The organism is Pseudoalteromonas holothuriae, from assembly GCF_945859825.1.
Lineage (GTDB): Bacteria > Pseudomonadota > Gammaproteobacteria > Enterobacterales > Alteromonadaceae > Pseudoalteromonas > Pseudoalteromonas holothuriae.
Window position 1 is genome coordinate 375,131 of the sequence record NZ_CAMAPC010000002.1, and the last position, 26,450, is coordinate 401,580.

At 40.3% G+C, this 26,450-nt stretch carries 25 protein-coding genes and 8 tRNA genes; 18 read left to right on the forward strand and 15 right to left on the reverse strand.

Annotated features, from left to right (window positions below; all coding sequences use genetic code 11):
* Positions 1–9 precede the first annotated feature (9 nt).
* The 10 genes from tolB to OCI93_RS03995 all read left to right on the forward strand — a co-directional run bounded on the left by tolB (position 10) and on the right by OCI93_RS03995 (position 4,838).
* On the forward strand, positions 10–1,365 hold the full coding sequence (tolB, locus tag OCI93_RS03950; RefSeq protein ID WP_261592767.1) for a Tol-Pal system beta propeller repeat protein TolB: 1,356 nt from the start codon (positions 10–12) through the stop codon (positions 1,363–1,365).
* A 41-nt stretch (positions 1,366–1,406) separates the two neighbouring features.
* Positions 1,407–1,943 (forward strand): peptidoglycan-associated lipoprotein Pal, encoded by a 537-nt coding sequence (gene pal / locus OCI93_RS03955; RefSeq protein WP_261592768.1) that lies wholly within the window; start codon positions 1,407–1,409, stop codon positions 1,941–1,943.
* Positions 1,944–1,959: 16 nt separating this feature from the next.
* Positions 1,960–2,718 carry a tol-pal system protein YbgF gene (ybgF, locus tag OCI93_RS03960; protein WP_261592769.1) on the forward strand — a complete coding sequence of 253 codons (759 nt, stop codon included), beginning with the start codon at positions 1,960–1,962 and terminating at the stop codon, positions 2,716–2,718.
* A gap of 152 nt (positions 2,719–2,870) precedes the next feature.
* Positions 2,871–2,946: transfer RNA gene (locus tag OCI93_RS03965), tRNA-Lys, on the forward strand.
* Between the two features lie 25 nt (positions 2,947–2,971).
* A tRNA-Lys gene (locus tag OCI93_RS03970) sits at positions 2,972–3,047 on the forward strand.
* Positions 3,048–3,067: 20 nt separating this feature from the next.
* Positions 3,068–3,143, forward strand: a tRNA-Lys gene (locus OCI93_RS03975).
* 28 nt (positions 3,144–3,171) lie between these two features.
* Positions 3,172–3,247 (forward strand) — tRNA-Lys (locus OCI93_RS03980).
* Positions 3,248–3,400: 153 nt separating this feature from the next.
* Positions 3,401–3,476, forward strand: a tRNA-Lys gene (locus OCI93_RS03985).
* Between the two features lie 136 nt (positions 3,477–3,612).
* Positions 3,613–4,653: a quinolinate synthase NadA gene (nadA, locus tag OCI93_RS03990; protein ID WP_261592770.1), complete on the forward strand. Its 1,041-nt coding sequence runs from the start codon at positions 3,613–3,615 to the stop codon at positions 4,651–4,653.
* 95 nt (positions 4,654–4,748) lie between these two features.
* Positions 4,749–4,838, forward strand: a tRNA-Ser gene (locus tag OCI93_RS03995).
* 350 nt (positions 4,839–5,188) lie between these two features.
* Here the strand turns inward: OCI93_RS03995 and OCI93_RS04000 are convergent.
* From OCI93_RS04000 to OCI93_RS04015, 4 genes are all read right to left on the reverse strand, one after another.
* Positions 5,189–5,458: a serine hydrolase domain-containing protein gene (locus OCI93_RS04000; protein WP_315942784.1), complete on the reverse strand. Its 270-nt coding sequence runs from the start codon at positions 5,456–5,458 to the stop codon at positions 5,189–5,191.
* 50 nt (positions 5,459–5,508) lie between these two features.
* Positions 5,509–5,850 carry a serine hydrolase domain-containing protein gene (locus OCI93_RS04005; RefSeq protein ID WP_261592772.1) on the reverse strand — a complete coding sequence of 114 codons (342 nt, stop codon included), beginning with the start codon at positions 5,848–5,850 and terminating at the stop codon, positions 5,509–5,511.
* Positions 5,847–6,092 carry a hypothetical protein gene (locus OCI93_RS04010; protein ID WP_261592773.1) on the reverse strand — a complete coding sequence of 82 codons (246 nt, stop codon included), beginning with the start codon at positions 6,090–6,092 and terminating at the stop codon, positions 5,847–5,849. The genes OCI93_RS04005 and OCI93_RS04010 overlap by 4 nt, the downstream gene beginning before the upstream one ends.
* A gap of 201 nt (positions 6,093–6,293) precedes the next feature.
* Positions 6,294–7,484, reverse strand: coding sequence for a class I SAM-dependent methyltransferase (locus OCI93_RS04015; protein ID WP_261592774.1), 1,191 nt, complete (start codon positions 7,482–7,484; stop codon positions 6,294–6,296).
* A gap of 148 nt (positions 7,485–7,632) precedes the next feature.
* Between OCI93_RS04015 and OCI93_RS04020 the strand changes: the two genes are divergently transcribed.
* Entirely contained in the window at positions 7,633–8,259 is a 627-nt protein-coding gene (locus OCI93_RS04020) for an HD domain-containing protein (protein ID WP_261592775.1), read from the forward strand.
* Positions 8,260–8,271: 12 nt separating this feature from the next.
* On the opposite strand, the gene OCI93_RS04025 is transcribed toward OCI93_RS04020, so the two are convergent.
* Entirely contained in the window at positions 8,272–9,252 is a 981-nt protein-coding gene (locus tag OCI93_RS04025; protein ID WP_261592776.1) for an ion channel, read from the reverse strand.
* A 92-nt stretch (positions 9,253–9,344) separates the two neighbouring features.
* On the opposite strand from OCI93_RS04025, the gene OCI93_RS04030 reads away from it, so the two are divergent.
* Positions 9,345–10,022, forward strand: coding sequence for a M48 family metallopeptidase (locus OCI93_RS04030; RefSeq protein ID WP_261592777.1), 678 nt, complete (start codon positions 9,345–9,347; stop codon positions 10,020–10,022).
* A gap of 3 nt (positions 10,023–10,025) precedes the next feature.
* On the opposite strand, the gene OCI93_RS04035 is transcribed toward OCI93_RS04030, so the two are convergent.
* Positions 10,026–10,110: transfer RNA gene (locus tag OCI93_RS04035), tRNA-Tyr, on the reverse strand.
* A gap of 20 nt (positions 10,111–10,130) precedes the next feature.
* Positions 10,131–10,215, reverse strand: a tRNA-Tyr gene (locus tag OCI93_RS04040).
* Positions 10,216–10,327: 112 nt separating this feature from the next.
* On the opposite strand from OCI93_RS04040, the gene OCI93_RS04045 reads away from it, so the two are divergent.
* Entirely contained in the window at positions 10,328–10,849 is a 522-nt protein-coding gene (locus tag OCI93_RS04045; RefSeq protein WP_261592778.1) for a VC2046/SO_2500 family protein, read from the forward strand.
* A 352-nt stretch (positions 10,850–11,201) separates the two neighbouring features.
* On the opposite strand, the gene OCI93_RS04050 is transcribed toward OCI93_RS04045, so the two are convergent.
* From OCI93_RS04050 to OCI93_RS04060, 3 genes are all read right to left on the reverse strand, one after another.
* On the reverse strand, positions 11,202–11,660 hold the full coding sequence (locus OCI93_RS04050) for a YchJ family protein (RefSeq protein ID WP_261592779.1): 459 nt from the start codon (positions 11,658–11,660) through the stop codon (positions 11,202–11,204).
* A gap of 12 nt (positions 11,661–11,672) precedes the next feature.
* On the reverse strand, positions 11,673–12,110 hold the full coding sequence (locus OCI93_RS04055; RefSeq protein ID WP_261592780.1) for a SulA-like leucine-rich domain-containing protein: 438 nt from the start codon (positions 12,108–12,110) through the stop codon (positions 11,673–11,675).
* A 168-nt stretch (positions 12,111–12,278) separates the two neighbouring features.
* Positions 12,279–12,728: a tetratricopeptide repeat protein gene (locus OCI93_RS04060; protein WP_261592781.1), complete on the reverse strand. Its 450-nt coding sequence runs from the start codon at positions 12,726–12,728 to the stop codon at positions 12,279–12,281.
* Between the two features lie 120 nt (positions 12,729–12,848).
* On the opposite strand from OCI93_RS04060, the gene OCI93_RS04065 reads away from it, so the two are divergent.
* Positions 12,849–14,138, forward strand: a complete 1,290-nt coding sequence (locus tag OCI93_RS04065; protein ID WP_261592782.1) for an NCS2 family permease — start codon at positions 12,849–12,851, stop codon at positions 14,136–14,138.
* 26 nt (positions 14,139–14,164) lie between these two features.
* Here OCI93_RS04065 and OCI93_RS04070 read toward each other — a convergent pair whose 3' ends face one another.
* Positions 14,165–14,926, reverse strand: coding sequence for a hypothetical protein (locus tag OCI93_RS04070; RefSeq protein WP_261592783.1), 762 nt, complete (start codon positions 14,924–14,926; stop codon positions 14,165–14,167).
* Between the two features lie 286 nt (positions 14,927–15,212).
* Between OCI93_RS04070 and cysB the strand changes: the two genes are divergently transcribed.
* From cysB to OCI93_RS04090, 4 genes are all read left to right on the forward strand, one after another.
* Positions 15,213–16,190: an HTH-type transcriptional regulator CysB gene (cysB, locus tag OCI93_RS04075; RefSeq protein WP_261592784.1), complete on the forward strand. Its 978-nt coding sequence runs from the start codon at positions 15,213–15,215 to the stop codon at positions 16,188–16,190.
* A gap of 126 nt (positions 16,191–16,316) precedes the next feature.
* Positions 16,317–17,783, forward strand: a complete 1,467-nt coding sequence (locus OCI93_RS04080) for an amidohydrolase family protein (protein WP_261592785.1) — start codon at positions 16,317–16,319, stop codon at positions 17,781–17,783.
* A 230-nt stretch (positions 17,784–18,013) separates the two neighbouring features.
* A complete protein-coding gene (locus tag OCI93_RS04085) occupies positions 18,014–20,800 on the forward strand; it encodes a collagenase (protein WP_261625819.1) in 2,787 nt (928 codons plus the stop codon).
* Between the two features lie 141 nt (positions 20,801–20,941).
* Positions 20,942–21,733 (forward strand): type 2 periplasmic-binding domain-containing protein, encoded by a 792-nt coding sequence (locus OCI93_RS04090; protein WP_261592787.1) that lies wholly within the window; start codon positions 20,942–20,944, stop codon positions 21,731–21,733.
* A gap of 19 nt (positions 21,734–21,752) precedes the next feature.
* On the opposite strand, the gene gloA is transcribed toward OCI93_RS04090, so the two are convergent.
* The 4 genes from gloA to OCI93_RS04110 all read right to left on the reverse strand — a co-directional run bounded on the left by gloA (position 21,753) and on the right by OCI93_RS04110 (position 26,423).
* Positions 21,753–22,193: a lactoylglutathione lyase gene (gene gloA, locus OCI93_RS04095; RefSeq protein WP_261625820.1), complete on the reverse strand. Its 441-nt coding sequence runs from the start codon at positions 22,191–22,193 to the stop codon at positions 21,753–21,755.
* An 82-nt stretch (positions 22,194–22,275) separates the two neighbouring features.
* Positions 22,276–24,234, reverse strand: coding sequence for a pre-peptidase C-terminal domain-containing protein (locus tag OCI93_RS04100; protein ID WP_261625821.1), 1,959 nt, complete (start codon positions 24,232–24,234; stop codon positions 22,276–22,278).
* A gap of 15 nt (positions 24,235–24,249) precedes the next feature.
* On the reverse strand, positions 24,250–24,924 hold the full coding sequence (locus tag OCI93_RS04105) for an Lcl C-terminal domain-containing protein (RefSeq protein ID WP_261625822.1): 675 nt from the start codon (positions 24,922–24,924) through the stop codon (positions 24,250–24,252).
* Positions 24,921–26,423, reverse strand: coding sequence for an ethylbenzene dehydrogenase-related protein (locus OCI93_RS04110; protein WP_261625823.1), 1,503 nt, complete (start codon positions 26,421–26,423; stop codon positions 24,921–24,923). The genes OCI93_RS04105 and OCI93_RS04110 overlap by 4 nt, the downstream gene beginning before the upstream one ends.
* Positions 26,424–26,450: the final 27 nt, after the last annotated feature.

Genomic DNA, 26,450 nt, shown 5'->3' on the forward strand with positions numbered 1-26,450 from the left:
AGGAAACTCATGTTTAACCGACTGAAAACCTTGTTAATCATAGTTGCTTTTGGCTTGCAAGGAGTGGCAAACGCTGCACTTGAAATAGTCATAACAGAAGGCATTGATAGTGCACGCCCAATTGCGGTAGTGCCGTTTCAATATAATGGTGTTGGTCAAATACCGTCTCAGTTAAGTGAGGTAATTGCGGCCGATTTAATGCGCAGTGGTAAGTTTAAGCCATTAGCTTTGGCTGATATGCCGCAAATGCCCACCAGTGACGAAGACGTTGATTATAATGCATGGGTAAATAAGGGGGTTGAGGCAATTATTGTGGGTTCGGTTGAGCAACAGCCTGGTGGTCGATACTTGGTCAAGTATGAGCTCATTGATGTTATTCGCGCGCAAATTACCGGCGGAGAAACGCGCATGATGTCCAACGGTCAATTAATGAAAAGCCAAGACCATATCCAAGAGGCCAGGCAAAGTATCATCACCAGTGATGGTTTTAGGCGCTATGCACACCAAATTAGTGATGTTGTATATGAGTCACTCACTGGCGAAAGAGGTGCATTTCGTACCAAAATTGCTTATGTGATTGTGCGTGATGAGCAAGAAAAACCTTATCAATTAGTGGTTGCTGATTACGATGGCTACAATGAACAAGTTTTACTGCGCTCGAAAGAGCCTTTAATGTCACCAGCATGGTCTCCAGATGGTAATAAACTAGCCTATGTTACTTTTGAAAATCGTCAGTCTCAAATCATTGTTCAAGACCTTTATACTGGCAAAAGAGAGATTCTAACTAGCTTTCCTGGTATTAATGGTGCTCCGCAATTTTCACCTGATGGCACAAAGCTGTTAATTGTACTTTCTAAAGATGCAGGTGGTGCTACCGAGGTGTATGTTATGGACCTTAAAAGCAAACAAACGAGACGCTTAACCAAGCACCGCAGCATTGATACTGAGCCATCGTGGCACCCAAATGGTAAAGAAATTGTCTATACGTCTGAAAGGGGTGGTAATGCCCAGATATATAAGTTAAATTTACAAACAGGTAGGTCAAGACGTGTAACGTTTGACGGTGATATGAATTTGGCAGGCTCTATTACACCTGACGGACAGCAGTTGGTTATGGTAAATAGAACGCTCGGTAAATATCATATTGCAAAAAAAGAATTAACATCAGGGCTATTTCAAGTATTAACGAGAACACGTTTAGACGAGTCTCCTAGTATTGCACCAAATGGTTCTATGATCATTTATAGTACGCTACATAATAATAAGCAGGTTTTAGCTTTAGTGTCTATGGATGGTCGTTTTAAAGCGCGACTTCCCGTGTCACAAGGGCAAGTAAAAGCTCCGGCATGGTCGCCATTTTTATAATAACTTTGCTGATTTGAATTTTATAAATAGGAATATACTCGATGCAACTTAACAAAACTTTAAAAGCGCTATTGGTGGCTCTACCAGTAATGACGCTAGCGGCATGTAGCTCTTCTTCAAGTGTTGATGAAGGTGCAGCAAATGAAAGCAATCAGGCTGCAACTAATGATACGAATAATCAGGTAGATGTAAATACAATTTCTCGTGAAAAATCAGCAGAAGAAAAGTTACGTGAAAAATACGACGCATTGCGTCAAGAGCAAGTTATTTATTTCGATTTTGATAAGTCGACGATTCAAAGCCAGTATTCTGAACTTTTACAAGCTCACGCTGATTTCTTGGTGAAAAACCCGAGCGTTAAAGTATTAATCGAAGGCCATGCAGATGAGCGTGGTACACCAGAGTATAATATCGCGCTGGGCGAGAGCCGTGGTAAAGCAGTGGCTAAGTATATGCAAAGCTTAGGTGTATCTGATAGCCAAATCTCAGTAGTGAGCTATGGTGAAGAGAAACCAATGGTTAAGTCACGTACGGAAGAAGCGTTTGCTAAAAACCGTCGCGCGGTGCTTGTATACTAATTAAGTAAGAGAGATTATGAAGCCGAATACTGTTTTGGCAGCTCTACTGTTACTAAGCGGGAGCACCCAAGTTTGGGCTGCTCCCGCGCCTGTTTCTGAAGCTGCAAATAACCCAAACTCCGGGTCTGTAGAGCAACGTATTGCGCAATTAGAGCGCATGATGAAAACACGGAACCTGTTACAAATAGAACTGCAACAACAGCTCAACTTATTGCAAGACGAAGTCAGCCAAGTGAGAGGCGTTACTGAAGAGCAAAGCTATAAGCTTGAAAAAGTACTTCAGCGCCAGCGTGAGCTATATCAAGAAATAGAGAATCGTGTATCAAAGGTGTATGAACAAACAAGTACCGCATCAGTTTCTCCTGCCGAAGTCGATGCAACACAAGCAATAAGTAGTAACTTGTCTGAGAATGAAGCATATGACCGCGCTGTTGCGTTAATTATGCAAGACAAGCGCTATGATGCAGCAATCCCAGAGTTTCAAAGCTTTTTAACAACGTTTCCGCAATCAGTTTATATACCTAATGCACATTATTGGTTAGGGCAGCTATTATCTATTAAAAATGATGACGGCAATGCATTAGTGCATTTTAAAATGGTGGTTGAACAGTTTCCAGATTCAAACAAGCGTCCTGATGCAATGTTAAAATTAGGCGCGTTGTATGAAAAGCAAGAAAAGTTAGATTTAGCAAAGCAAATTTTGAATACATTGATCTCAGAATACCCGAGTACAACCGCAGCTAAATTAGCCACAGAACGTCTTGCAAAGATCTAAAAAGCATGATTTTTTGCCACAATGGTTTAAAATTAGGCGCTTAGACAGAAAAACTGAAAAAAACTACGTATTTCAGTTGCACTCATTTTTTAAATAAGTATTATAAGCGCCCGCAGCAGGGGAATGGTTCAGACCAAACTGCTGCACTAAGTGGGTCATTAGCTCAGTTGGTAGAGCAGTGGACTTTTAATCCATTGGTCGATGGTTCAAGTCCATCATGACCCACCACTTAGTTTGTAAATGTTATCCGAGCGGGTCATTAGCTCAGTTGGTAGAGCAGTGGACTTTTAATCCATTGGTCGATGGTTCAAGTCCATCATGACCCACCATTTACATTATTGCATTGAGCGGGTCATTAGCTCAGTTGGTAGAGCAGTGGACTTTTAATCCATTGGTCGATGGTTCAAGTCCATCATGACCCACCAGCAATGCAATGTTTAGGATAACAAGAGCGGGTCATTAGCTCAGTTGGTAGAGCAGTGGACTTTTAATCCATTGGTCGATGGTTCAAGTCCATCATGACCCACCATTTAAAAAATTTATTCGGTATATAGAGCCGGTCATTAGCTCAGTTGGGTGAGCAACAACCGAAACAACGTTTCGCAGTGTTGAGAACGCGAGTCAGGACGACGAGCCGGTCCCAAGCTTCAGGATGAACCTAATGGCAGTAAAACTCGTGAGCGGGTCATTAGCTCAGTTGGTAGAGCAGTGGACTTTTAATCCATTGGTCGATGGTTCAAGTCCATCATGACCCACCATCTCTAAGTCTTCCTTTCTAAAATTCTTAATTATTCCTTCTTATCTCTGTCATTTAGTTAGTCTTTGACTAGGATTGTTGCGCTCATTTACGTATAATTCGCAGCAATTATGCAATGTGACTATAGTGGTCGAGAAATGAGTTTAGCTGAACAAATCATGCCTGAGGATTATATCTTTCCTCCTAAGCCTGCGCCTTTATCTGATGATGAGAAGTCTGACTACAAAGCGCGCATTAAATCGTTGTTGAAAGAGAAAAACGCGGTTTTGGTGGCCCATTATTATACCGACCCAGAAATTCAAGCTTTGGCTGAAGAAACGGGTGGTTGTGTGGCCGACTCGTTAGAAATGGCGCGTTTTGGTGCAAAACATGATGCAGATATCATTGTTGTTGCTGGCGTGCGTTTTATGGGAGAGACGTCAAAAATCTTAACGCCTAACAAGAGTGTGGTTATGCCAACATTGGCTGCAACTTGTTCGTTAGACGTAGGTTGTCCGATTGACGAGTTTTCTGCATTTTGTGATCAACACCCTGATAGGAAAGTTGTGGTATACGCTAATACCTCTACTGCCGTTAAAGCGCGAGCAGATTGGATTGTAACCTCTTCATGTGCATTAGAAATAGTTGAGCACCTAGATGAGCAAGGCGATAAGATCATTTGGGGCCCAGATAAACATCTTGGTTCTTATATCCAAAAGCAAACGGGTGCAGATATGATCATGTGGAATGGTGCTTGTATCGTACATGATGAGTTTAAAACTAAAGCACTGCAAGATATGAAAGCACTGCATCCTGATGCGGCTGTGTTGGTGCATCCTGAGTCTCCTGCTGAGATTGTGGAGCTTGCTGATAGTGTTGGTTCTACCAGTCAGTTGATTAAAGCTGCACAAACAATGGATAACCAAAAGTTTATTGTGGCAACAGATAGAGGCATTTTTTATAAGATGCAGCAGTTGTGCCCTGAAAAGGAGTTCTTTGAAGCGCCAACGGCAGGAGAAGGCGCAACTTGTAAAAGTTGTGCACATTGCCCATGGATGGCAATGAATGGCCTTAAGGCGATAGAAGAAGCATTGATAGACCCACAAGGTAAAGAAGTATTTGTTGATATGGATTTACGAGATGGGGCATTACGTTCTTTAAACCGAATGCTAGATTTTTCAGCAAGTTTGCAAAAGTAGTGCTCGATAGTTGAGCAACTGGTTGATTTAAGCCAAAAACTACTTGCTAAAGTGCGTTGCTTTTCATAGTATTAGCCCCGCACTTTAAGTGCGACGGAGAGGTGGCTGAGTGGCTGAAGGCGCACGACTGGAACTCGTGTATAGGCTAACCCCTATCGAGGGTTCGAATCCCTCCCTCTCCGCCATTTTCCTAACAATATAATGCATATCTTCCAGTAGTTTTAAAGCAAGCTTTTCTTAATCAACTGTTATTTTATACAGCAACCATTTTTAAAATCACTTTTTGCCTGATAAAATGATTCATTGCTCCTTTGTTTGCAAATAAACGTATTTTTGATGGGCATTTGTTGGATAGGGGTTAGTAGGTTGAGTTTAGTGGTGCAAAGCTGGCGACCTTTTTTGTAAGCCTCACCGAACCTTTAGGAAGTTAAGTAACCCAGTTTGTTTATTCTTTTCGACTAAGCAGGTGATTCATAAGTTTTCTGCCAAGTATAACAAACTCGCGGCACCGCTTGAGGTAAGTAGTACCACTGCATTATTCGCTCCCAAAGCCATCTAAGTCACCGCCATGCCAAAGTACTGTCTCATGGTATAAACCAAGCTCAGTTGTGGCTGAGAACATGCCATAGCCATAATCTAGGCCATCATAGAGCCCTGTGGCATAGCTTACTTGTGTTGACAGTAAAGGTGATGAGGCTTTAGCGTTATTCTTTTTGACATTGTAGGCAGCTAATTGCTGTTGCATTAATTGCAGCATACCTTCAAGAGAAGAGTACATCCCACCATGTGGCGTCAATAAACCCATGTCCCATGCTTTAGTTGGGGCGTTTTTATCATCTTTTCTATATGGCGTAACTAGCCTATTTTTTTGCTGAGAATATAACCTAGTAGGGCATAATTAAAGTTTGCATAGGCAAATTTGCTATTTGGCTCATGTTTAAGCGGGAGGTTTTTGAGTGCTTGAAGAAGTTGTTGCTCACTATACCCGCCATTCATTGGGTCACCATCAATGCGTGATACATTACTTGGGTAGTTAGGTAGGCCTGAGCGGTGGCTAAGTAGTGTATCTATTGTGATATGTTTTAGTTTGTTTTTATCAATTGCTAGAAAGTGCTCAGGTAACAGCTCACTTAAGTTGTCAGTTAATGATAATTTACCGTCTTCAATCAATGCCAGTGTAATGGTACTGGTGATCACTTTTGTTTGGGAGTCAATTTGGAACAAGCTATCAGGGTAATAGGCGCTGAATTCTCTCGCTTATAAACCCCGTATGCCTGTTTCAATGTCACTTTGCCATTTTCGATAATGCCGACCGATAAAGCGGGCACATTATTAGCTTTCATATAAGCGTTAATCTCTTTTTCTATAAACGCATTATTGGCTGATGCGAGTGTTGAAATAAAGGTAAGTGCGAAAAGTGTCAAGCCGATTATTGGCATACTGCGTCCTTGAAATATTATAATGAATTTTGGTTAGATAATTGAGAGTATTTGAGTTGAATGCAATAATCCTATCAGTGCATTTCTAGTGCGTACAGTTTAGTATGATGTGTGTTTTTTCAGCAGGTTGCCAGTAGATTGTCAGTTCAAGGCAAAATATAAAGTGCATATTATCATGCACTTTATCTTACGGTTCCTAAATTAATAAACCTTACAAATTAGGCCTTTCAGGTAAAAACCTTCAGGATAACTACCCGCAATAGGGTGATCGGCGGCTTGATTTAAACGCTCCATAATCAATAGCTCTTTACCTGCATCCAGCGCTGCATCAGCCACCACTTTTTGGAACAGGTTTTGTTCCATCAAGCCTGAACATGAAAAAGTCAATAATGTGCCACCGGGTTTTAAAATCTGCATGGCAATCATATTGATGTCTTTGTAGCCACGACATGCGCCATTGAGCTGAGCTTTACTTTCCGCAAATTTTGGTGGATCCATCACGATGGTATCGAACTGACGACCTTCATCACGGTATTGACGTAGTAATTTAAATACATCTTGTTTGACAAATTCAGCTTTTGAAAGGTCTAAATCATTGTGTTCGACATTACGTTTAGCAGTATCGAGTGCAGGTTGTGATACATCAACATTAATAACCTTTTCACAGCCACCACGCAGTGCATATAAACCAAATGTACCGGTGTAACAAAAGCAGTTTAAAACCTCTTTGCCTTTTACAAAACGTTCCAGTGCTGCACGGCTATCTCTTTGGTCAAGGTAAAACCCGGTTTTGTGGCCGTTGATGATATCAACCTCAATCTTGAAACCGTTTTCTTCTATCAATACGGGACTAGTTGGTGCATCCCCCCAAAGAGCGCCAGATGTTTTGTCTAAACCTTCCTTTTTGCGCACATCTACATCTGAGCGTTCATAAATATTACAATCGGGAAATACTTCACGCAAAGCCATGAGTAGGTCGCCTTTGTGGCGCTCAGCACCTGCACTAAGTAACTGACATACAAGATAGTTATCAAACTTGTCGATGGTGATACCAGGCAGGCCGTCAGACTCTGCTGCAGATAAGCGATAGCCTGACAACCCACCTTCAGTAATGGTTTGCTGGCGCGCATCTAATGCTCTGTGTAGGCGAGCAATAAAGAATTGTGTATCTATTTGCTCATTTTGGTCAAAGCTCCACACACGAGCGCGAATTTGTGATTCAGGGCTATAGGCTGCGGTAGCTAAATACTGCCCATCGTGAGTGTAAATAGTGACGGTATCACCTAAGGCAGGCTTGCCCTTTATTTTCTTGATCGCTTTAGAAAAAACCCAAGGGTGTTTACGCTTTAAAGACTTTTCTCGACCGGGTTGTAAATACAGGGCACAAGACATAAAAATTCCTTACTAAATAGAATGCTTGCCATTTTAGTGAAGGCCATGCCAACATACAATCACAACCTAGAATTATGTTCTGTGTTGAATTAATCCTAACCATATGCGTATGAAAGGGCAGCTTTAACAACGTTTAAAAGAGAGTGTAATGCAAGATATAGAACAGGCATGTAAAAATTTTATGTTAAACAGTATATTTGCTGATACGGCCCATGATTTAACCCATATACAAAGAGTGGTAAAAACCGCCAAGCAGCTAGCAGAACAAGAGCAAGCTGATGTGGCTGTTGTTCTGCCCGCAGCTTGGTTGCACGACTGTGTCGCAGTGGCTAAAAATCACCCAGATCGTCCGCGGGCGTCAAAACTTGCAGCAGATAAAGCAATCACGTTCCTGCGTTCAATCGATTATGATGAGTCAAAACTAGACGCTATTCATCATGCCATAGTTGCACATAGCTTTAGTGCGAATGTGATGCCTGAGACACTAGAGGCTAAGGTTGTACAAGATGCAGATAGAATGGATGCGCTAGGTGCGATAGGTGTGAGCCGCTGTATGAAAGTCGGTGGCGCAATCGCGAGACACTTATATCATCCAGATGACCCATTTTGCGAATTACGAGAAGCGGATGATATGCGCTATACGCTTGATCACTTTTTTGTAAAGTTATTACATATTGCAGAGCAAATGCAGACTGCTTCAGCACAAGCGGAGGCGCGAAAGCGCACTGACTTTATGTGTACTTTTTTAGATCAGCTTAAGCAAGAAATAGCGTAAGTAAAATGTATCTTAACGCGTCATACGCTTAACAAATACGACCACAAATAATGCCAACGAGAAACTACCCGTGAAAGCTTCAATGGCAGCGATAAATCGAGATACTCCAATGGGTGTTATATCTCCATATCCTAGCGTGGTAAAAGTAACGACACTAAAATAAAAGCTATTAAGTAGGGCGCTGATATTTTCGCTGATAGAGTTGGCTGCATTGAGTTGTAAGAGTTGATCTTCATATGAAACGCCAAATAAGAAGTAGAGCAATGCACATACAACAATCATTGCCAAACTAAATCGAATCACATTTTCTGGCTTCTCACCATAACCGCAAAGCAAGTTGATAAAACTTGAAACCAACCTGCGCTGTGAATATTTTGGATACTGTTGGTGGCGCATACGCAGCTCTTGATAGGTATATTTTCCGGCCATTTCAAATAAGCCTTGTTGTTCTGCGCCTTTTCTTAAAGAACGGTAAATCTCTTCTGATTGTAAAAATAAGTCGTTAGCATCGTTTATACGCTTTTCTTTCAAAGCTAAGAGACCCTGTTGCTCCTGAAGCAATTTATCTCCAAGATACAGGTTGTCAATCCGAGTGCTACTTAATTTAAGACCAAGTAAGTTGGTGTCCTCTAAGTGACAGCAATGCAGATTCGCTTCTCTAAGGTCTGCTTTCATTAATGAAGCACCACGAAACGTATTATTGAATAAATGTGCCCCTCTTAAATTCGCACGATAAAAATTACCATACGACAGGTCATAGCCATTATTATCACCAAATTTGACTAAATTGAGTCCCTCAAGGTTGGCGCGTTTGAGTTCTAGGCCTTGTAATAAACCGCCTCGCTTGGCATAGCGTTCAAGCTTTTGCGTTAACTCCAAACCACTTTTGTCAAACTTTGAGTCATGCCAAAAACACAACCCTGAACCCATATCAATTTCCTTACAATGCTGGCCATCGGGTGATTTATACTGACAACATGGTTTATCACTCATAAGTATCTGATCTTTTTTGTCTATATATTTTATTAGATTAGCAGCTAATTTAAGGGGTAGAATGGCCTTAGTGTAATTATTTTTAGATTAAGATGTTTGAATATCAATTAAAACTCAGTAAAAGACGCCGCACCGTTGCGTTAAAAGTGACAGATAATGGCGTTCAGGTATATGCGCCATATGGTGTGTGTGAAAGTGACATTGACCGCTGGCTAAGAAGTAAAAAGCTATGGGTTACTCAGCAGCAGGAAATACTTGCACAAGGTGTACAGCAGCAAGTGCCATGGGTCAGTGGCAAAGTACTTATCTTTGGTCATGAATACGACTTTGTTTGTAATTCACAAGTGACTTCACGGGTAGACCATCAACAGAAACGTGTAACTGTGCGTAAGGTTGCGCATTCAACAATTAAATCAATCCGTACAGCGCTTATTAAACTATTAAATGTAGAGCTGGAGCAGTATGTCGACAGTCGTTTACATAGTCTGAGTGTACAAATGGACTCACCAATAAGGAGTGTAAGGTTTAGAGAGTACAAAAGTCGCTGGGGGAGTTGTTCAAGCCAGTATGCACTTACGTTCAATGTACTGTTGGCTGGTGCGCCTAAGCGAATGATAGATTATGTACTTATTCATGAACTGGCGCATTGTCATGTACTGGCACATAATCGCGCGTTTTGGTCAATTGTAGCAAGGTATGATAAAGATTATAAAATTGCTACTAATTGGTTTAAAAATGAAGGTAAACAATTATTTATTAGCAAAACCTAAGAGTGGTGGAGGGAGCTGGATTCGAACCAGCGAAGGCAGTGCCGTCAGATTTACAGTCTGATCCCTTTGGCCGCTCGGGAACCCCTCCGAATTGTATGTTTTTGTTGTTGGTGGAGGGAGCTGGATTCGAACCAGCGAAGGCAGTGCCGTCAGATTTACAGTCTGATCCCTTTGGCCGCTCGGGAACCCCTCCTAAACAACGGCGCTGATAATATCAAAGTTTCTTATTAAGTAAAGAAAAGGACTAAAGAAATTTAAAAAAATGCCGATAAAGGTATAGATTTGTAATTAATTGGTGAAACTCCATGCAACTTGGTGTGATATTAACCAGAGAAGATCAGCTCGGTAGCGCATTGTCTGTGAGTGTGGCAGAACATCGCAGAGCCGATTTTGCTATGTTATTGTCGATGTTGTCGCAAGACGCGCTAGATTTTAGCCAGTTTAATTTACCACAAGCGCAACTAGACGAAGCAGATTTATCTGAGTCCGCACTCAAAAAAGAATTACAGATTGGGCCACAGCAAACTTTAGCGCCTGAGCAGTTTGATATGTTAATTGGGCAACACAATGCTAAGTTGCTTGAAAAAGGTAGCTTAACCACTTTAAAGTTAAAGCAGTATTTAGCACCAGAGCCAATGACAATCCGTGATGATAAAGCACATATTCCATTTGCTATTATCGATAATTGCGACTTGCCAGTGAGAAAGCGGTTGGAGGCAATGAAAAGCGGTAGCATTCAAGCGGACAGACCTGCAATGAATGCTGCGGGTTTTTATGATCAACTTGCAGATGGGCAAATGCAAAGTGCTTTGCAACTAACCGCTTAATTAGGGTATGTATATTTTTTTGTGTGTTTTTACAGCAGTGAGTTTATGGTTTAGGCAAGGTAGGGGATGCCCCGCAGAAACGACGTCGCAAACTGTGTTAAAAATGACTTATGTAGAATGACTACATACCGGAATTATTGCCTTGCTACTAAGTCATTTATCTATCGCAATATCTGAGCATTTATTTAATGTAATTGGTATAAATCGTCAACTTGGCTGCACGATGAGTTCAACTAAAGCCAGCCTCGACTTTGTTCTTTGCAACTGACATAAGCCATTATGCTGTATTGCTCATTTCGCGTATCGAAAGTCTTTGATTTGAAAAAATTCATATATCGAAGATAAACAGCCCCTAGTTGCTATGGCATTTTTTAAATTTCTTACCGCTACCACAAGGGCAGTCATCGTTTCTATTTATCTTTTTTTCAGGAGTAGGGTAAATAGTGCCATTAAGATATTTCCACTGCTCAGACTCTTTGATAAAAAAAGATTTTTCATGAAGCATACATGATTTATTATCAGCGATATAAGCTGCTTTAAATTCAACGTAGCTACCTTCTTGTGTATCTTCAGTATCTAATATTTCGAGTTTAATAAACTCAACAGCATCAGCAAAAGCTAAAATATCTTCAATACTATGATTATGTTGCTCACTTTGAGCATAGCTATTTCTTATATATTGAGCATTTTTAGTGCAATAAGCACTATAACGAGAGCGCATAAGTTGCTCTGCGGTTGTTGGATGTTGCGACTTTTCAATGAATGGCCCGCAACATTGTTTAAATGGGGCATCACTTGGGCAATAGCACATGGTGTGTACAAATTAAGATATCAATTCGGGTATTGTACATGTTTCTTGTTGCTTAGCTTTAGAAAAACAAAAGATATCTGTGTTTGAGTTAGGTAAGTGCATATTCTCAAGTTCAGAAGGGCCGAGTATGTCAACCCATGTAATTACCGCAGCAAAGTTACCATTATTTAACGCAGATGTGAGCACATAATTTAAATCAACAATATGCTTTCGTCTTATCACTAATAATTTGCTGGCATCTACAGAGCAGCTATCCATCATGCTTTTACTGGGAATATTGTCTGGAGCAATCAATAACGTCCAGCCCTTTTTTTGATTACGTTGATGTACAATTTTTAATAGCTCTAAACTGGCACATATATCGTCCTCAATTTTAACATGATGATGGTTAGTTGCCGAAACTTTCGATAAACCGGAAGATACGCTTAAAACTGAACTTGTGTGTAACATAATCAACTCACTGGTGCTATATACAGTATTTGTATACAGTAGTTTATACAGTTGTTGGATGCAAGGAAAAATTGTCAGTTTTTTATACAAATTTACTTATTTAAGCGCACATCGCAGCATAATGAAATAGTCATAGTATTGAAATTAATAACTTTTAGGGTGCTTGTACTAAGACTGAATAAAAGTGAGTTGATGTATTTGCTCGTACAATGTTGCAGCATAGCAATGAGCATCTTTAATACGTTTAGTCGAAAGGTGGGGTTTGAGTTGTTCTATCATTGCATTTGCAGCTTCCATACCTTGGCTTTGAGCAAGTGTTAGCCAAGCCATACCATGAAACGGGCTCTGAGGTACGCCTTGCCCTTTTACAAATAACAATCCCAGATAAAACTGTGCTTTATTATTGCCCGACATAGCTGCCAGCCTAAACCATTTTGCAGCAAGCGGGTAAGATTGCTCTTTAAGGTAGTATAAGCCTTTCTTAAATGCTGCTTGTGGATCATTGTCCTCAGGTAATTTAGCCTCACTATTTAAAGGCGCTGTGACAAAGTTCAGCACATTAAGTAGTTGTTGCTCCAAATCTTGGCTTGATGAATTTTCAAATTGTTCTCGTTCCATAGTCTAACCGCAATAATAAACCTATAAGCAAGTGTAGTTGAATTTTAACTAAATTGTCCGAATAAACCAGTGGTTTATGTTAAAATCCAATCACTTGTTTCCAATTTTAAAACTCTCGTTATGTTAGAACGCATTTTTGCCATACGCCAGCAAGGTTCCACAGTAAAAACCGAAATTGTAGCGGGGCTGACAACCTTTGTTACTATGGTCTATATCATTTTTGTTAACCCACCGATGCTTGCTCAAGCTGGCATCGATATGGGCGCTGCGTTTGTAGCAACGTGTATCGCCGCTGCAATAGGCTGCTTTATTATGGGGTTTTGGGCAAATTACCCGCTTGCTCTGGCACCAGGTATGGGGCTCAACGCATTCTTTACGTATGGTGTGGTTTTGGGAATGGGGCATACATGGCAATCAGCATTAGGGGCCGTATTTTTATCCGGTTGCTTATTTTTATTGTTAAGTATATTTAAAGTCAGAGAGTGGGTTATCCAAGCAATACCTCTGGTATTGAAACAAGCAATTGCGACAGGTATTGGCGCATTTTTGGCACTTATAGCACTTAAAAATGCAGGTATTATTGTGGCGAGTCCCGCAACATTAGTACAGCTTGGTGATATTACTCAGGCGGGTCCACTGCTGGCCATATTTAGCTTTTTTATTATTGCTTCACTGATGTTTAGAGAGGTAAAAAGTGCAGTTTTAATCAGTATTTTTTTAGTGACGGGTATTGCTTGGAGTTTAGATCTAGTTTCTTACCAAGGTTTCATATCAGCCCCTCCGAGTATAGTGCCGACTTTGCTGGAGCTAGATATTAGCAGCGCCTTGGAGCTATCGATGCTGAGTGTGGTATTTGCATTCTTATTTGTTGACTTATTTGATACGTCAGGCACGTTAGTTGCCGTAACACATAAAGCGGGATTGGCAGATGAACATGGTAAAATGCCCCGATTAGGGCGAGCCTTGTCAGCTGATAGCACTGCGACAATTGCAGGTTCAATGCTTGGCACGTCCACTACAACATCTTATATAGAGTCAGTCTCAGGTGTGTCTGTTGGTGGTAAAACTGGGTTAACAGCTGTGATTGTTGGTATGTGCTTTTTATTAATGATGTTTTTTGCACCATTGGCAAAAATGGTTCCTGCTTATGCAACCGCTGGTGCAATATTGTATGTGGCGGTTTTAATGCTACAAAATCTAAAATTTGTTAATTGGGACGATATGAGTGATGCTATCCCAGTGAGCGTTGTGTTGTTGATGACACCACTGACCTTTTCAATTGCACATGGCATTGCACTTGGCTTTATCGCTTACACTGTGGTTAAGGTTGTGTGTGATAAAGCTCAAGAGGTGAGTGTCAGTGTATGGTTATTAACGTTGTTATTTATCGTTAAATTTGCATTTGAGTAATGGAAAAAGCGAGAAGAAGTGGTAACTTACCACTTCTTCTTAGGGGCGAACAATACATCTAAGTCGTCTTGTTCTTTCTCTTTTTTCTTTTTCACAGCAGAAGCGTTAGATGCCTTGAGCTCAGTACTGATCTCGTTTAAATATGTTTCTAAAATAGCCTTTTTTTCAGCAACGTATTCATCGTTATAAGTAACAGCATTGATTGTTGCATAAGCTTTTTCAAAGTACTGACGTGCAGACCCTACCATATTTGCTGTGCGCGCAGATACTCCACGTTTAATTTGGCTTTCAACATTAATACGTAGCTGTAGTTTCTCGAGGCGACGGTCTTCTGCAACAAATAATTGTGTATCTACTTTCCCTTTGGAATGCTCAGAACGTAATACGTTTCTCAGCCGTTTAATTCCTTGAACTAATGCAATAAGTTGTTTGTCTGCATCAGGTAAATTTAGCGCATCGGCTTGCATGTCTGGGTCAAGTGCTGTATTTAAACGCTCTTTTGCTTCATTTAAACGGTTCTTAAGCTCTTTATTTGTTGGTGACAACTCAACCATTAAATTAAGTGCGTCGTAAACTCTGCGTTGCAATACGCGCAGAATAACTTCAGACATAGGGATATTGCAGCTATTAACAATAATGTCTTCAGATTCTTCAATGATTTTTTTTTGTTTAGCTAGCTCTTTTCTTCGCTCGCCTTCTTGCTTCTCTCGGTGCTGCTGAACTGCACTGACCCATACAGCAATGACGATCAAAGCAACAATCAACATAATAATGATAGAAACAAACATAAATGACTTCTCTTAGACCACAACTCAAAAGGTGAATTTTTATATTACATCAATTAATTGCATTCTGAACAGTTTTCCGTTCATATGGATTAAATTTTTTTAAAAAATAACCTTTTATTATTATAGACCATCTAATAAATATTTGATGCTATACAATAATATAGCTGTAAAGCTATCTCGTTAGGTGTAACTATGCTAGCCTAAGATAGATTGGCTTTGTCTCAAGTTTAAACTTTTGGCGCGTCGTGATCATTGCCTTGTAAAAACTAATAAGAAAAAATAAGCTATGAAATTACAACAACTTAGATATATTGTAGAAGTTTTAAATCACAACCTAAATGTATCAGCGACAGCTGAAAGCCTATATACATCTCAACCAGGCATATCCAAACAAGTTAGAATGCTTGAGGATGAACTGGGTGTGCAAATCTTTGGCCGCAGTGGTAAACATCTTACTCATGTTACAAACGCGGGTAATGAAATTATTAATATTGCACGCGAGATATTATCTAAGGTAGAGGGTATAAAAGCGGTTGCTAATGAGCATACGCTGCCTGACCAAGGTAAACTCAATATTGCAACTACCCATACGCAGGCGCGCTACGCGTTACCCAGTGTTATTCAAGGGTTTATGAACAAATACCCTGCAGTGTCATTGCATATGCACCAAGGTACTCCACAGCAAATTTCGGACGCAGCTGCGCGTGGTGATGCTGACTTTGCTATTGCAACTGAAGCGCTTCATTTGTACTCAGATTTAGTAATGCTTCCTTGCTATCATTGGAATAGGAGTATTGTAGTTGCAAAAGATCATCCACTTGCCCAAAAAGTGCATAATCTCAGCGTACAAGATATTGCCAAATATCCACTGATCACCTATGTATTTGGGTTTACAGGACGCTCAGAGTTAGATAAAGCATTCAATGCTCATGGCCTTGAACCGCATATTGTTTTTACAGCAACTGATGCTGATGTTATTAAAACATATGTGCGCTTGGGGCTAGGAGTGGGGGTTTTGGCTTCTATGGCCATTGATAATTTGACTGATAAAGACCTTGTTTGTATTGATGCAAGTCATTTATTTGAAGCAAGTACGACAAAGATAGGCTTTAGAAAAGGCAGTTTTTTACGAAGTTATATGTATGACTTTATTGAGCGATTTGCGCCACACTTGACTAAAGACTTGGTTGAAAAGGCGAGCTTATTACGTAATCAAGATGATGTCGATGCGTTGTTTTGCGATATTACGTTACCAGTAAAGTAAGGTAAATATGCGCATGTATACATTAACATGCGCAGCCACTACATTTGGCTGTAATGTCGTGTAATAGCGGTTTTATCGTATTCAACTAACGTTAGTATAGTATTACTACTTGGTTGGGTACATGTAATGGAAGGGATACTTCAAGCAAGCTCTTGTTTTTCTTTGAATCATATCTTCTTTGATGGTGTTTTAGATAGACTGTCTGAGCATTCATTTAAGTGCTCCGATGCGAGTAATAAACCGTCACACCGAAGCCCAGAATGTACCGTGTATTATGGTAAGATATATCGTCAATTTATGCCTCACACTAAGGTTGTTGATGCAATGTTGGTGCGCAATGGAAAAATAGAGTTGCTTGGTAGCGCCGATGAAGTCAATGCTTATGTTTTGCGCTTACAGCTAAAAGTGCGCTATCAATATTTGAGTGAGCGTCATGCAATTTGTCCAGGTTTCATTGAACCTAATATACATTTAGTTATGAGTGCTGTTTTACAGCAGTGGTATCATCTTGGCCCATTTGGGTTGGACTGTAGTTGGCAAAAATTGATGGTGCATTATAGTTATAGCTATATCGCGCGTGCATTACTGTATCTTGATAAAGGGTTAGAATCTCAAAGTTGGTTACTTGGCTATGGTTTACACAGTGGTTTGCTGGGTCATAATGTTAATATTAGTAGACAAGAAGTATTCAAGTTAATAAACCAGTTAGACATCAAAAGGCCCATTGCGATACTAGATGCTGGTAGTGCAATTGCCTACGTTAATGACAGTGCATTAGAGCAAATTTATAATTATTTAAAAAGTAATGATGCGAATTCATTTTCATCCAAAACGGCATTTTTTGATTTAATTCACCAACAAAAAGGTTTGTATAATGAACAGCTCGTATGGCTTGCAGGTAGCTTACCTGAAGCCCATATGCAGATGCAACTTGATAATATATACACGAATATCGAAAAAGTGATAGCGACAGCACTTAGGCAAGGGGTTACTCATTTGGGTGTGATAGACACACATCCCTTTGCACGCAAAATTTTAGCTCAATATCAGCCTACTATACAACATATTAATCTAGTTGAGCCCAAGCATAGTTGGTTGCAAGAGCTCAACAGCTTAGCATGTCTTGGTGAACATATTAAAGGCGCATCAAAAGAGCTAAGTCGCTCTATAGTTATAGATATTGGGCAAGTGGGCTATTGCGGTTACGAATGGGTACAAAGCTATCATGGGCAATCTTTATTACAACCGTGCCAACAGCTTGTAGATCAAGGTTACAATGTTTGTTTACAATCGGGCTTTCCGGCTCAACCATTAAACCTAATGAGAGCAGCAGAGCAAGCAAGCACGAGAATAATGGAATATGCCCCTGGGTGCTATACCCGTCACGAACGCGTGCTATTGCCAGAACAATGCCTTTCAAAAGAGCAATCACTTCATGCTGTGACAAATGCCAGTGCCATACACTTAGGGTGTAACGCAGGGAAGTTACAAGAAGGGCAAAGCGCTAATTTTGTTCACTTGTCTGATGATCCGCTAGGCACAGGTGATTGTTGGAGAGACTTTGCTGTTATAGACTGTTACGCGAATAAATAACAATCCGCGTGACAACCCCGCTTATCAAACATTAAAATTCCATAAACTTTCAAAAGCTTAAATTTATTTGGCTTTTCTGAATGTCGCGTTTAAGCCTTTTATATCATTCGCTCCAGTCGCTTATTCTCTTATGTTATATATAATATATTGTATGCATTGTGTATTTTGTGTTAACAATATGGTGCCCGTTATTTCTGGGCTTGGATACACAACATACGAAGGTACACAATATGAAACTGAAAAAAATTATTTGCTCTTTGCCTATTTTGGGACTTGGACTTAGTCAAAGTCTTGGTGCTTCAGAGCGCCAGCAGCCTGCGCTTATGCACCCTCATTCAGTAGAGGCAATTTCACATATCTATCATGGCCATGAGCATAAAAAGCAAGATGAAAGAGCGCCTGTTGCTGCATCACAGTTGATTAACTATGCCAATATAAACCCACAATTTCAGTTGAGTCAGTTGATGACATCTGATGCTCAGCAAAGCTGTGATATTGATGCACTTGCTAACGCGTCCGGTATGCAGTTGATTGAGCAAATTAAGTTACAAGGAAGTAATTGTGTTAATGAGTTGTTTTCAGCAAATAGTAATACACAAATAGCTGTATTTACTAATACAAAAATGAACAATATTGCTGAGCATGCTCGTACTTTAGCTACAAATTACGGTGGGGATGGGAGCGATGATTTAAAAGCCTTTTTTCTATTTATTCGTGCCGGATTTTATGTCGCGTTTTACAATGATTCTGTGTCGTTTGACACAAGCGTGACTGTAAAAGTGAAAAGTGCCATCGATGCTTTTGTGAATAATGCCAGTTTTTATAGCAACAATAATGAACATGGTAAAGTACTACAAGAAGTGATCACGACGATGGATAGTGCTGAGCTACAACATGAGTATGTTGAAGTTGTTCGTCAGTGGCTAATGCGCTTTGATGAAAACTATGCAAGTAATCGCAATATGCGTAATGCCGTAAATGGTATTTTCACTATTTTGTTCCGAGGCCAATGGAATGATGATTATGTAGAAAATATTAAAAAAGATACTGCTTTGGCAAACTTACTAGCAAATTTTACGCAAAAATCTTGGATGATTAATTCTGATTCAGAATTTTTAATCGTCAATGCATCAGGTGAACTGGCTAGGCTCAAGCAGTATGGTGGTGATATTGATGAAGTGGTTACCATCGGTTTGAAAGCGATTTTCTCAACGTATAAAAGTTACGGTTTTGGTGATGCGTTGTGGCTTAATGCAGCAGATGTCGCATCATATTACGCAGATTGTAGTGAATTTGGAATTTGTGATTTTGAGGATACGTTAACACAACAGGTGCTTTCTCAAGCCCATCAGTGTAGTGATACGATCCGTATTCGTTCACAAGAAATGACATCACAGCAGCTGTCGTCAGCATGCAGTACTATGGCAGCAGAAGAGGCGCGCTTCCACACGCGTTTAGCGACAAATCAAACGCCTGTGGCAGACGATAATAATGCATTCTTACAGGTAAATATTTTTAATAGCAGCGGCGACTATAAAAAATATGCTAAGGCTATTTTTAAAATTGATACTAACAATGGGGGCATGTACTTAGAGGGAGACCCAAGCCAAGTTGGCAATCAAGCTAACTTCGTCGCTTATGAGGCCAGCTATGCAAAAGCGGATCATTATGTGTGGAATTTAGAGCATGAGTATGTTCATTATCTGGATGGTCGTTTTGACTTATATGGTGGGTTTAACGCACCTACAGAAGATATTGTTTGGTGGAGCGAAGGCGTCGCTGAATACATCGCTAACCTGAATGATAATCAAAAAGCCATTGATACGATAAAAGATGGGTCTGTCTATGATCTGGAACAAGTATTTGCAACCACTTATGATGGCTTCGATCAAGACCGAATTTATCGCTGGGGCTATTTAGCCGTACGGTTTATGTTTGAACGTCATAATGATGAATTAAGCAAAATGCTTAACGAAACTAGAGTAGGCAATTGGTCTGGATATAAGTTGTTACTCAATGCATGGCAAGTGCAGTATGGTAATGAGTTTACACAATGGACACAAGAGCTTGCAATGGGTGATAACACGGCTCCGGTTGCTCAGGTGAATGGTCCATATGAAGGTGTTTCTGGCGAGCCGGTTGATTTCTCAAGTACTGGTAGCACTGATGCACAAGGGCCAATTGCAAGCTATTTGTGGGATTTTGGTGATGGTAAGCAAAGTGAACAAGCTAACCCATCTTATACTTATGAAAATGAAGGTGAATATTCTGTTACATTAACTGTTACAGATGCCGAAGGTGCTGCAAGCACTGCAAGTACTACAGCGACTATTATTCAAGGCCAGAGTATACCCGTATTGCAACGTGCTCAGGTAGTCAGTATCTCAGGTCAGCAAAATGAGCAATTGTTATTTGTGCTGAATGTGCCGCAAGAAGCCAGTAACTTAAGTTTTAGCATATCCGAAGGAGGTGGTGATGCAGATCTTTATGTCCTTTACGGTAGTGAACCTACGCTTACTAGCTATGATTGTCGTCCATATGTTGGGGGTAATACGGAGCAGTGCCAATTTTTAGCGCCACAGTCGGGCCAATATTTTGTGATGATCAGAGGCTATAATGATTTTAGCGATGTTGAATTAGTGGCGAATTATGACGCACCCATTGCTTCTTTGCCGGATGCGTGTCAAACACAAGCAGCGAAAACAGGAGGGCGAGCCAATGATGGTGAGCTTATTTGTTTAGCGAATGAGTCGCTCATGTGGTTTAGCCTTGAAAATGTTAGTGGGCAAAATATGATTAGAATTGAAACTGCCAATGGCAGTGGAGACTTAACGCTTGAGTACAGTAATGCTGGTTGGCCGGATGGCACTAATATTGATGAAAAATCTGAGAATCAAGGTAATGCTGAATGTATAAGTGTTAGCACACAACCCCAATATTGGGGTTATTTGAAAGTATCAGGTAACAGCCAAGCTGCATCATTAAAAGTAACTTATAACGACGGTGGTTGTTTTTAGTTACGAGCTGGTACATAAGCGGCATTTGCCGTTTATGTACATATATAGGTGAAAGATTAAAGAGTTTAATGGTTGCATTGTGTCAACCGCTAGTTAAAACTGTATATATTGAACAGCTATTCTTAGAGCAAGTCTATATTCATGAAGTTATTATCTAATCGTCCTGTGTTGGTGATTATTTTCAGTTGTTTAATATTTGTCAGTGAGGTGTCTTTTGCTAAACAGGCAGTGAGTATCTATGCCTACCATTTAAAGCCGCCTTATATTATCGACTCAGAGGAGGAGGTAGGACTATATTTCGACTTGACTACTTTACTTAATAAGTATCAGCAGGGTTTTTTATTTAAATTAGAATATATGCCTCGCCGACGCCTAAACAGAGACATAGAGCAAAACTCCCTAGATGGTTTAATTATGGGGGTTAACCCTGTATGGTTTAGAGACCGTCAACAAAAGAAATTTGCATGGTCGGTTCCATTTATGAATGATCGAGATGAGTTTGTTTCGCATGTTAAAACGCCCTTTGAGTTCAAAGGACCAGTATCTTTATATAATAAAGCGGTAGGTGGCGTAAGAGGATACCATTATTTTCAAGTTGCTCCAGTGATCAGAATAGAAAAGGCAACATTGGTTGAGACTGGCTCTGAGCTGCAGCTACTGGAAATGATAGTAAAGCAGCGTTTAGACGTTGCGGTTATAAGTCGAGCAACGGTTAATTTTTTTGTTGCACAACATGAGTATTGGCAAAAGGATGTTTATTTTTCTGAGTTGCCACATGAGTCGTATAGCAGAGCAATTGTTGCAACTAAACAAATGAGAGATGTAATTAAAAGCATAAATGAGGTAATGAAGGTGCCTGCTTTTGTGCAAGAACTTCAGCAGCTACTCGCACAATATCATATTACAGAAAAAGACCTTGAAATTAAGCGCTAACAGTACTTTGTGCGCCTAGTTACCAAGTGCCGATATTTTCCATAGATACCCAAGGCTCTGTTGGGGTTAATGGCTCACCTTTTTGTAATAGTTCAATAGAGATGCCGTCAGGTGATTTTACAAATGCCATATGGCCACATCGTGGAGGGCGGTTAATGATAACACCTGCTTGGTGTAATTTTTGACAAATCGCATAAATATCATCTACCGAAAATGCTAAATGGCCAAAGTTTCTGCCGCCAGTATATTCTTCAGAGTCCCAATTATAAGTGAGCTCAATGGTAGGTTTGAAAGACGCTTTTGCTTGCTCCAATTGACCCGGTGCAGCCAAGTAAATTAAAGAAAAGCGGCCTTTTTCGCTATCGTAGCGCTTGACCTCGATTAAACCGAGTAAGTTACAATAAAAGTTTAATGATGCGTCTAAATCTTTAACACGCACCATAGTATGTAAAAAGTCCATGCAAATGCCCCTTATTAACTATGAGCTTAAGAACTATGGCCTTTTACTCGAATAAACAAGGGGTCGTGTACTTTTTTGGCAGTTATTTTGATTGTGCGTTGAGCAAAACTCCTGAATAGTTGCTATATGCTCGAACGCCTAAATACCAAGTGCCTTGCTGGGGGCGAGCGATATTACATTGTTCATTATTACCTTCTTTGTAAGGACGACAATCATAGTCTGAGCGCGTTGGTTTTTGCGCGAACCTTACATATAAGTCTGCATCACCAATACCTTGACTCGTATTGATCATTAAGCTGTTTGCTGAGTAGGGCACATCGAAAGTGTAGTAAAGCCAGTTGCCTTTATCGGCGCTTAGATTTTGCCACTGCTGCTGATTACCTGGTGTTGTACCAATGTTGAAACTTGCCCTTAAAGTAAGCGCTGAATATGTGTTATAGGCTCGTAGCATTACATAGTACTTACCCGTTTGAGGGGTATTAAAAGGGCAGAGCTCATTGTTACCATCCTCGTAGGGGCGACAATCATAATTTGCTGTAGTCGCAAGCGCTGCAAATTTAACGTACATGTCAGCATCCCCAGAGCCACCTGAGGTTGTAAAAGATAGGTTTGTAGCATCAGCGGGAACATCTAGTACATAATTGATTTCACTATCTTTGCTGGCGCTTAGGTTTTCGAGGGCCTCATTATTTTGCAATACAATCGGTTTGGGTGGCTCAACGGAACCGTCATTGTCTATCACGCTGAGTTGATTGCTTGCTTGTATTAATGTCAGTAGAGGGCCTATTCCATTTGCATGCCACCAGTTGATATTTGCAGGTAGTACCAATGGCTCAGCCTCTCTTTGTGCTCTTGTTAATGTTTGTGCTGAATTGTCAAATTGTGCGGTGCGCACTAGTAAGCTATCTTCACTAACAGAAAGCACTTTAAATTGCTGAATACTTGCTAAGTCTATGGTCCAGCTTTTTGGATCATTGGCAGAGCGAGCGGGAGCTCCCCAGCTTCCCTCACCAACGTACACAGTGCCGCCAGATGTGGTTGCGTTAAACCCGTTTGAACTAGGCTTTAGTGCCTGAGTGATCTTATTTATATGGGTATCGGATTCAACTACAAGGTTCATTGCATTATCATAGAAGAGATCCGCCCACCAACTATGCAAAATAGTGTTATCAGATTTACCTGAATAGTGCGGGTACATTGGTTTGTGGTATTGCGCACCACGCCATTTGGCTGTATTGCCTTTTGTGCTAACGTCTTGCTTTAACCAGTTATTCATCACAGTAGCATAACTTGACCAGCCACTGTTTTTATACTGACTGTTTAGTGTATATACTCGTAGCAAAGTGCCCACATTAAATGCTCCATATGTATCTGAACTGGTGCACTGGCCATCTTGGTTGTAGTCTACGCCAAACACTTGGCAAAGAGTTTTATAGTTGTCATCTTCATGATTGCCATGTGTGGCTACAAATGGATAAATCCGCTTGTAATTAATGCCATCAATAGTATCGTTAGAGAAAGTGAGCTGCCAATCCTGTAAGTATTCTTTCATTTCAGATGCTGAGTTGGCGTTCGTATAGTCACCACCATGCATGATGAATAGTGGGCGGATTTTGGCAATAAGTTGGTTCCCTTTGCGTCGATTGGTCCAACCAGTTCGAGTGTCACCTCCAGCGATGGCTGTAAATGGTTGACCATCAGCTGGCGCGGTTTTAAACCAAAAACGTTCTGAACACTCTTGAGTATCGCATACTCGATAATAAACGGCTGAGTTAGCAGTCAAATTCTTTAATGTTACAAAGTGGCTTGATAAGTTACCGTCAAAGTTGTGGGAGGCATCTACATTATGTGTATCCCAAGTTTGTTCATCTGTAGAAGTACCATATTTTATATGATGATTACTGCCCCCAGATGGAGAAAAGCCAATCGTGGCCTGTGATGCAGGGTTATGGTCCCAAATTAGCCGATGGAACTGGCTACCTGCATGAGCGCTTGCTCCAAGCGTTATAGCGACAGCGATACTCATGATACGTATTATCATATCCTTGATCCTATTTTATTGTTTGAGTGGGGTATCACGACTGCTTAACTGTGAAAGAGGGTGAGTTTGAGTGATATCACTCACTAAGATCACAAAAGCGGCATTTCTATAAGGTAAAGCAATTACACTACCCTTATGAAAATTAACTGCTTTAGCTCCGAATTTAAGGTGTTCATAATGTTGTGATAGTGTTGTATTGGCATCACTACTCCAATAATCTCCTTTTTGAATGTTTATGAAGTAATCATGGGCAATATAAACATGCCCAGGTCTTGATGGGCTTTGTAGTAAGCTGGCTAACTCGGATTCTGTCGGTAGTCGCCAATTAGTTTGACCGCATAAGGAAAGTGTGTTGGTGCGATTGATAAGATCCTGTGTATCGCAGCGTGCTGTTTCAAAGTAACAGTCGCCAAAGTTCGGGTGGCCTTTATTTTGGTCATACCAAGAGTAGGTCCAGTAGCCATCATGTATAGATTCATCATCAGTTTTAACTTCCCATAATAGACTGAGTTGATTATCAAGTACGCAGGACCAAGGGCCTTGCCAGGGTGTTAATTGTCTACCTTGTGCTGTTATTTTGGTAAAGCGCTGGTGATGCTGCGGGACGATTTCTTTATGGCCACCATAGTTAACATTTAGATATAATAGTACTGCAACTAACAGCACGGATATGATTGCGCGTGTAATCACAGCGAATACCTCAATTTAATCGCTCGTTGGTGACGAGAATGCGCAATTTGGCTGCTATCGAAAGCGGAGACCCAGATACAGGTGCCATTATTAAGCGCTATATCATGAGCGGAGTGAGTCTGATTTTGCCTAACAAGTTCTAATGTCCAATAACCTGCTTGCCATTGGCCTTTTGCTCTTACATCTGCCCTATCTCCTTCAAAGCGATTAGAGCGGTAGAGTACAGAGCTCAATTGTGCATTAACTGGGTAAGTATCCAATGATACTTGATAGGGAGTGCTGGCAAACCAGTCAAGTACAGGTTCTGAGGTATTTGATTTTTCTTTAGGTAAACGCTTTGGTATTATCATGTGCGAAGAGTACCACTGCCAATTCATAACATAAGCGCCGCTTTCTTTACTATCAATTAAATAGCCCGCTTTGTAACGGCGTTGGCCATTGAGTGGCACAGCTAGAGGGCCAAAAAAGTTATCATCTGCCAGCACCATATCGTTAGTACGTACTGCTTTCCAATGCCACAAATCTCGTACCCTTCCATCTAGACTGGCGTGATACCCTTTACCATGCCAGTTACTGGGGTGGTGCGTAAAAGGCTGTTTACCTAAATGAATGGTGCCATCAGCGCCAAATTGACAGCTATCAGATAACATCACTGCAAATTTATCTTCATAGTAACTTTGTTCATCAAAGTGATAAAATCCATTTTCTTTTACTTTCCAACCTGAGCGAGTTTTTATAAGAGGCAAATGATTTAAACTTTGAGTTGGGTCTGCCCAGCGAAATAAAAAAAATGTTTCTTTATGATTGCTAAGTGCTTTTATCTGTACTGGCGTATAACCGTTGTAAAAATTAGCACCATGGTGTGTATCCACTAACAATGATGCTGCTTTTTGCCATTGCGGTTCATTGCCAATACCATCGATTTCCATTAATACATTAGATGAAATGGGCGTAATATTTAAAGTGTGAGTCAGAGACTGCATATAATAAAATAATGCACAAGTTACAAGTGTTAGTGCGACAGTTAATTGATATGGTATAAATCGAAGAGGTATATAAAAAACTTTTTTCAGAACTTTGTGGCCAAGCTGTAAAATATAAACCCAACTATGTAAAAGCAAATATATAAGCATCACTAAAGCACTATAATAGTGAACAGGTACAAATTGTTGTGGCAGCCAATCGAGTAATAACAAACTGCCACTTAAAACACTGCTGCCTATACTCAAATAGCCCAAGTAAGTGATGAATTTATGATAGTTAGATTGTACCGTTACTTTTTTATAACGACGTCTAAAAAAAATGTAGTAACAAACAAGCACTAGTATCGTAATCCCACTGATTAGATGTAATGTGTGCACTTGGCCATTAGGTAACACAGCAGAAAATTGTAGTAAGTAAGGTTTATTTAAAGTTGCAATACGCAAACCTGATAACAAGCTTGCAGTGATACTGAGGATTACCACATAGTGCAAAATAATAAAGGTAAAACGTCGCACAAAAGCCTCAAAAGTAAGATAAAAGTT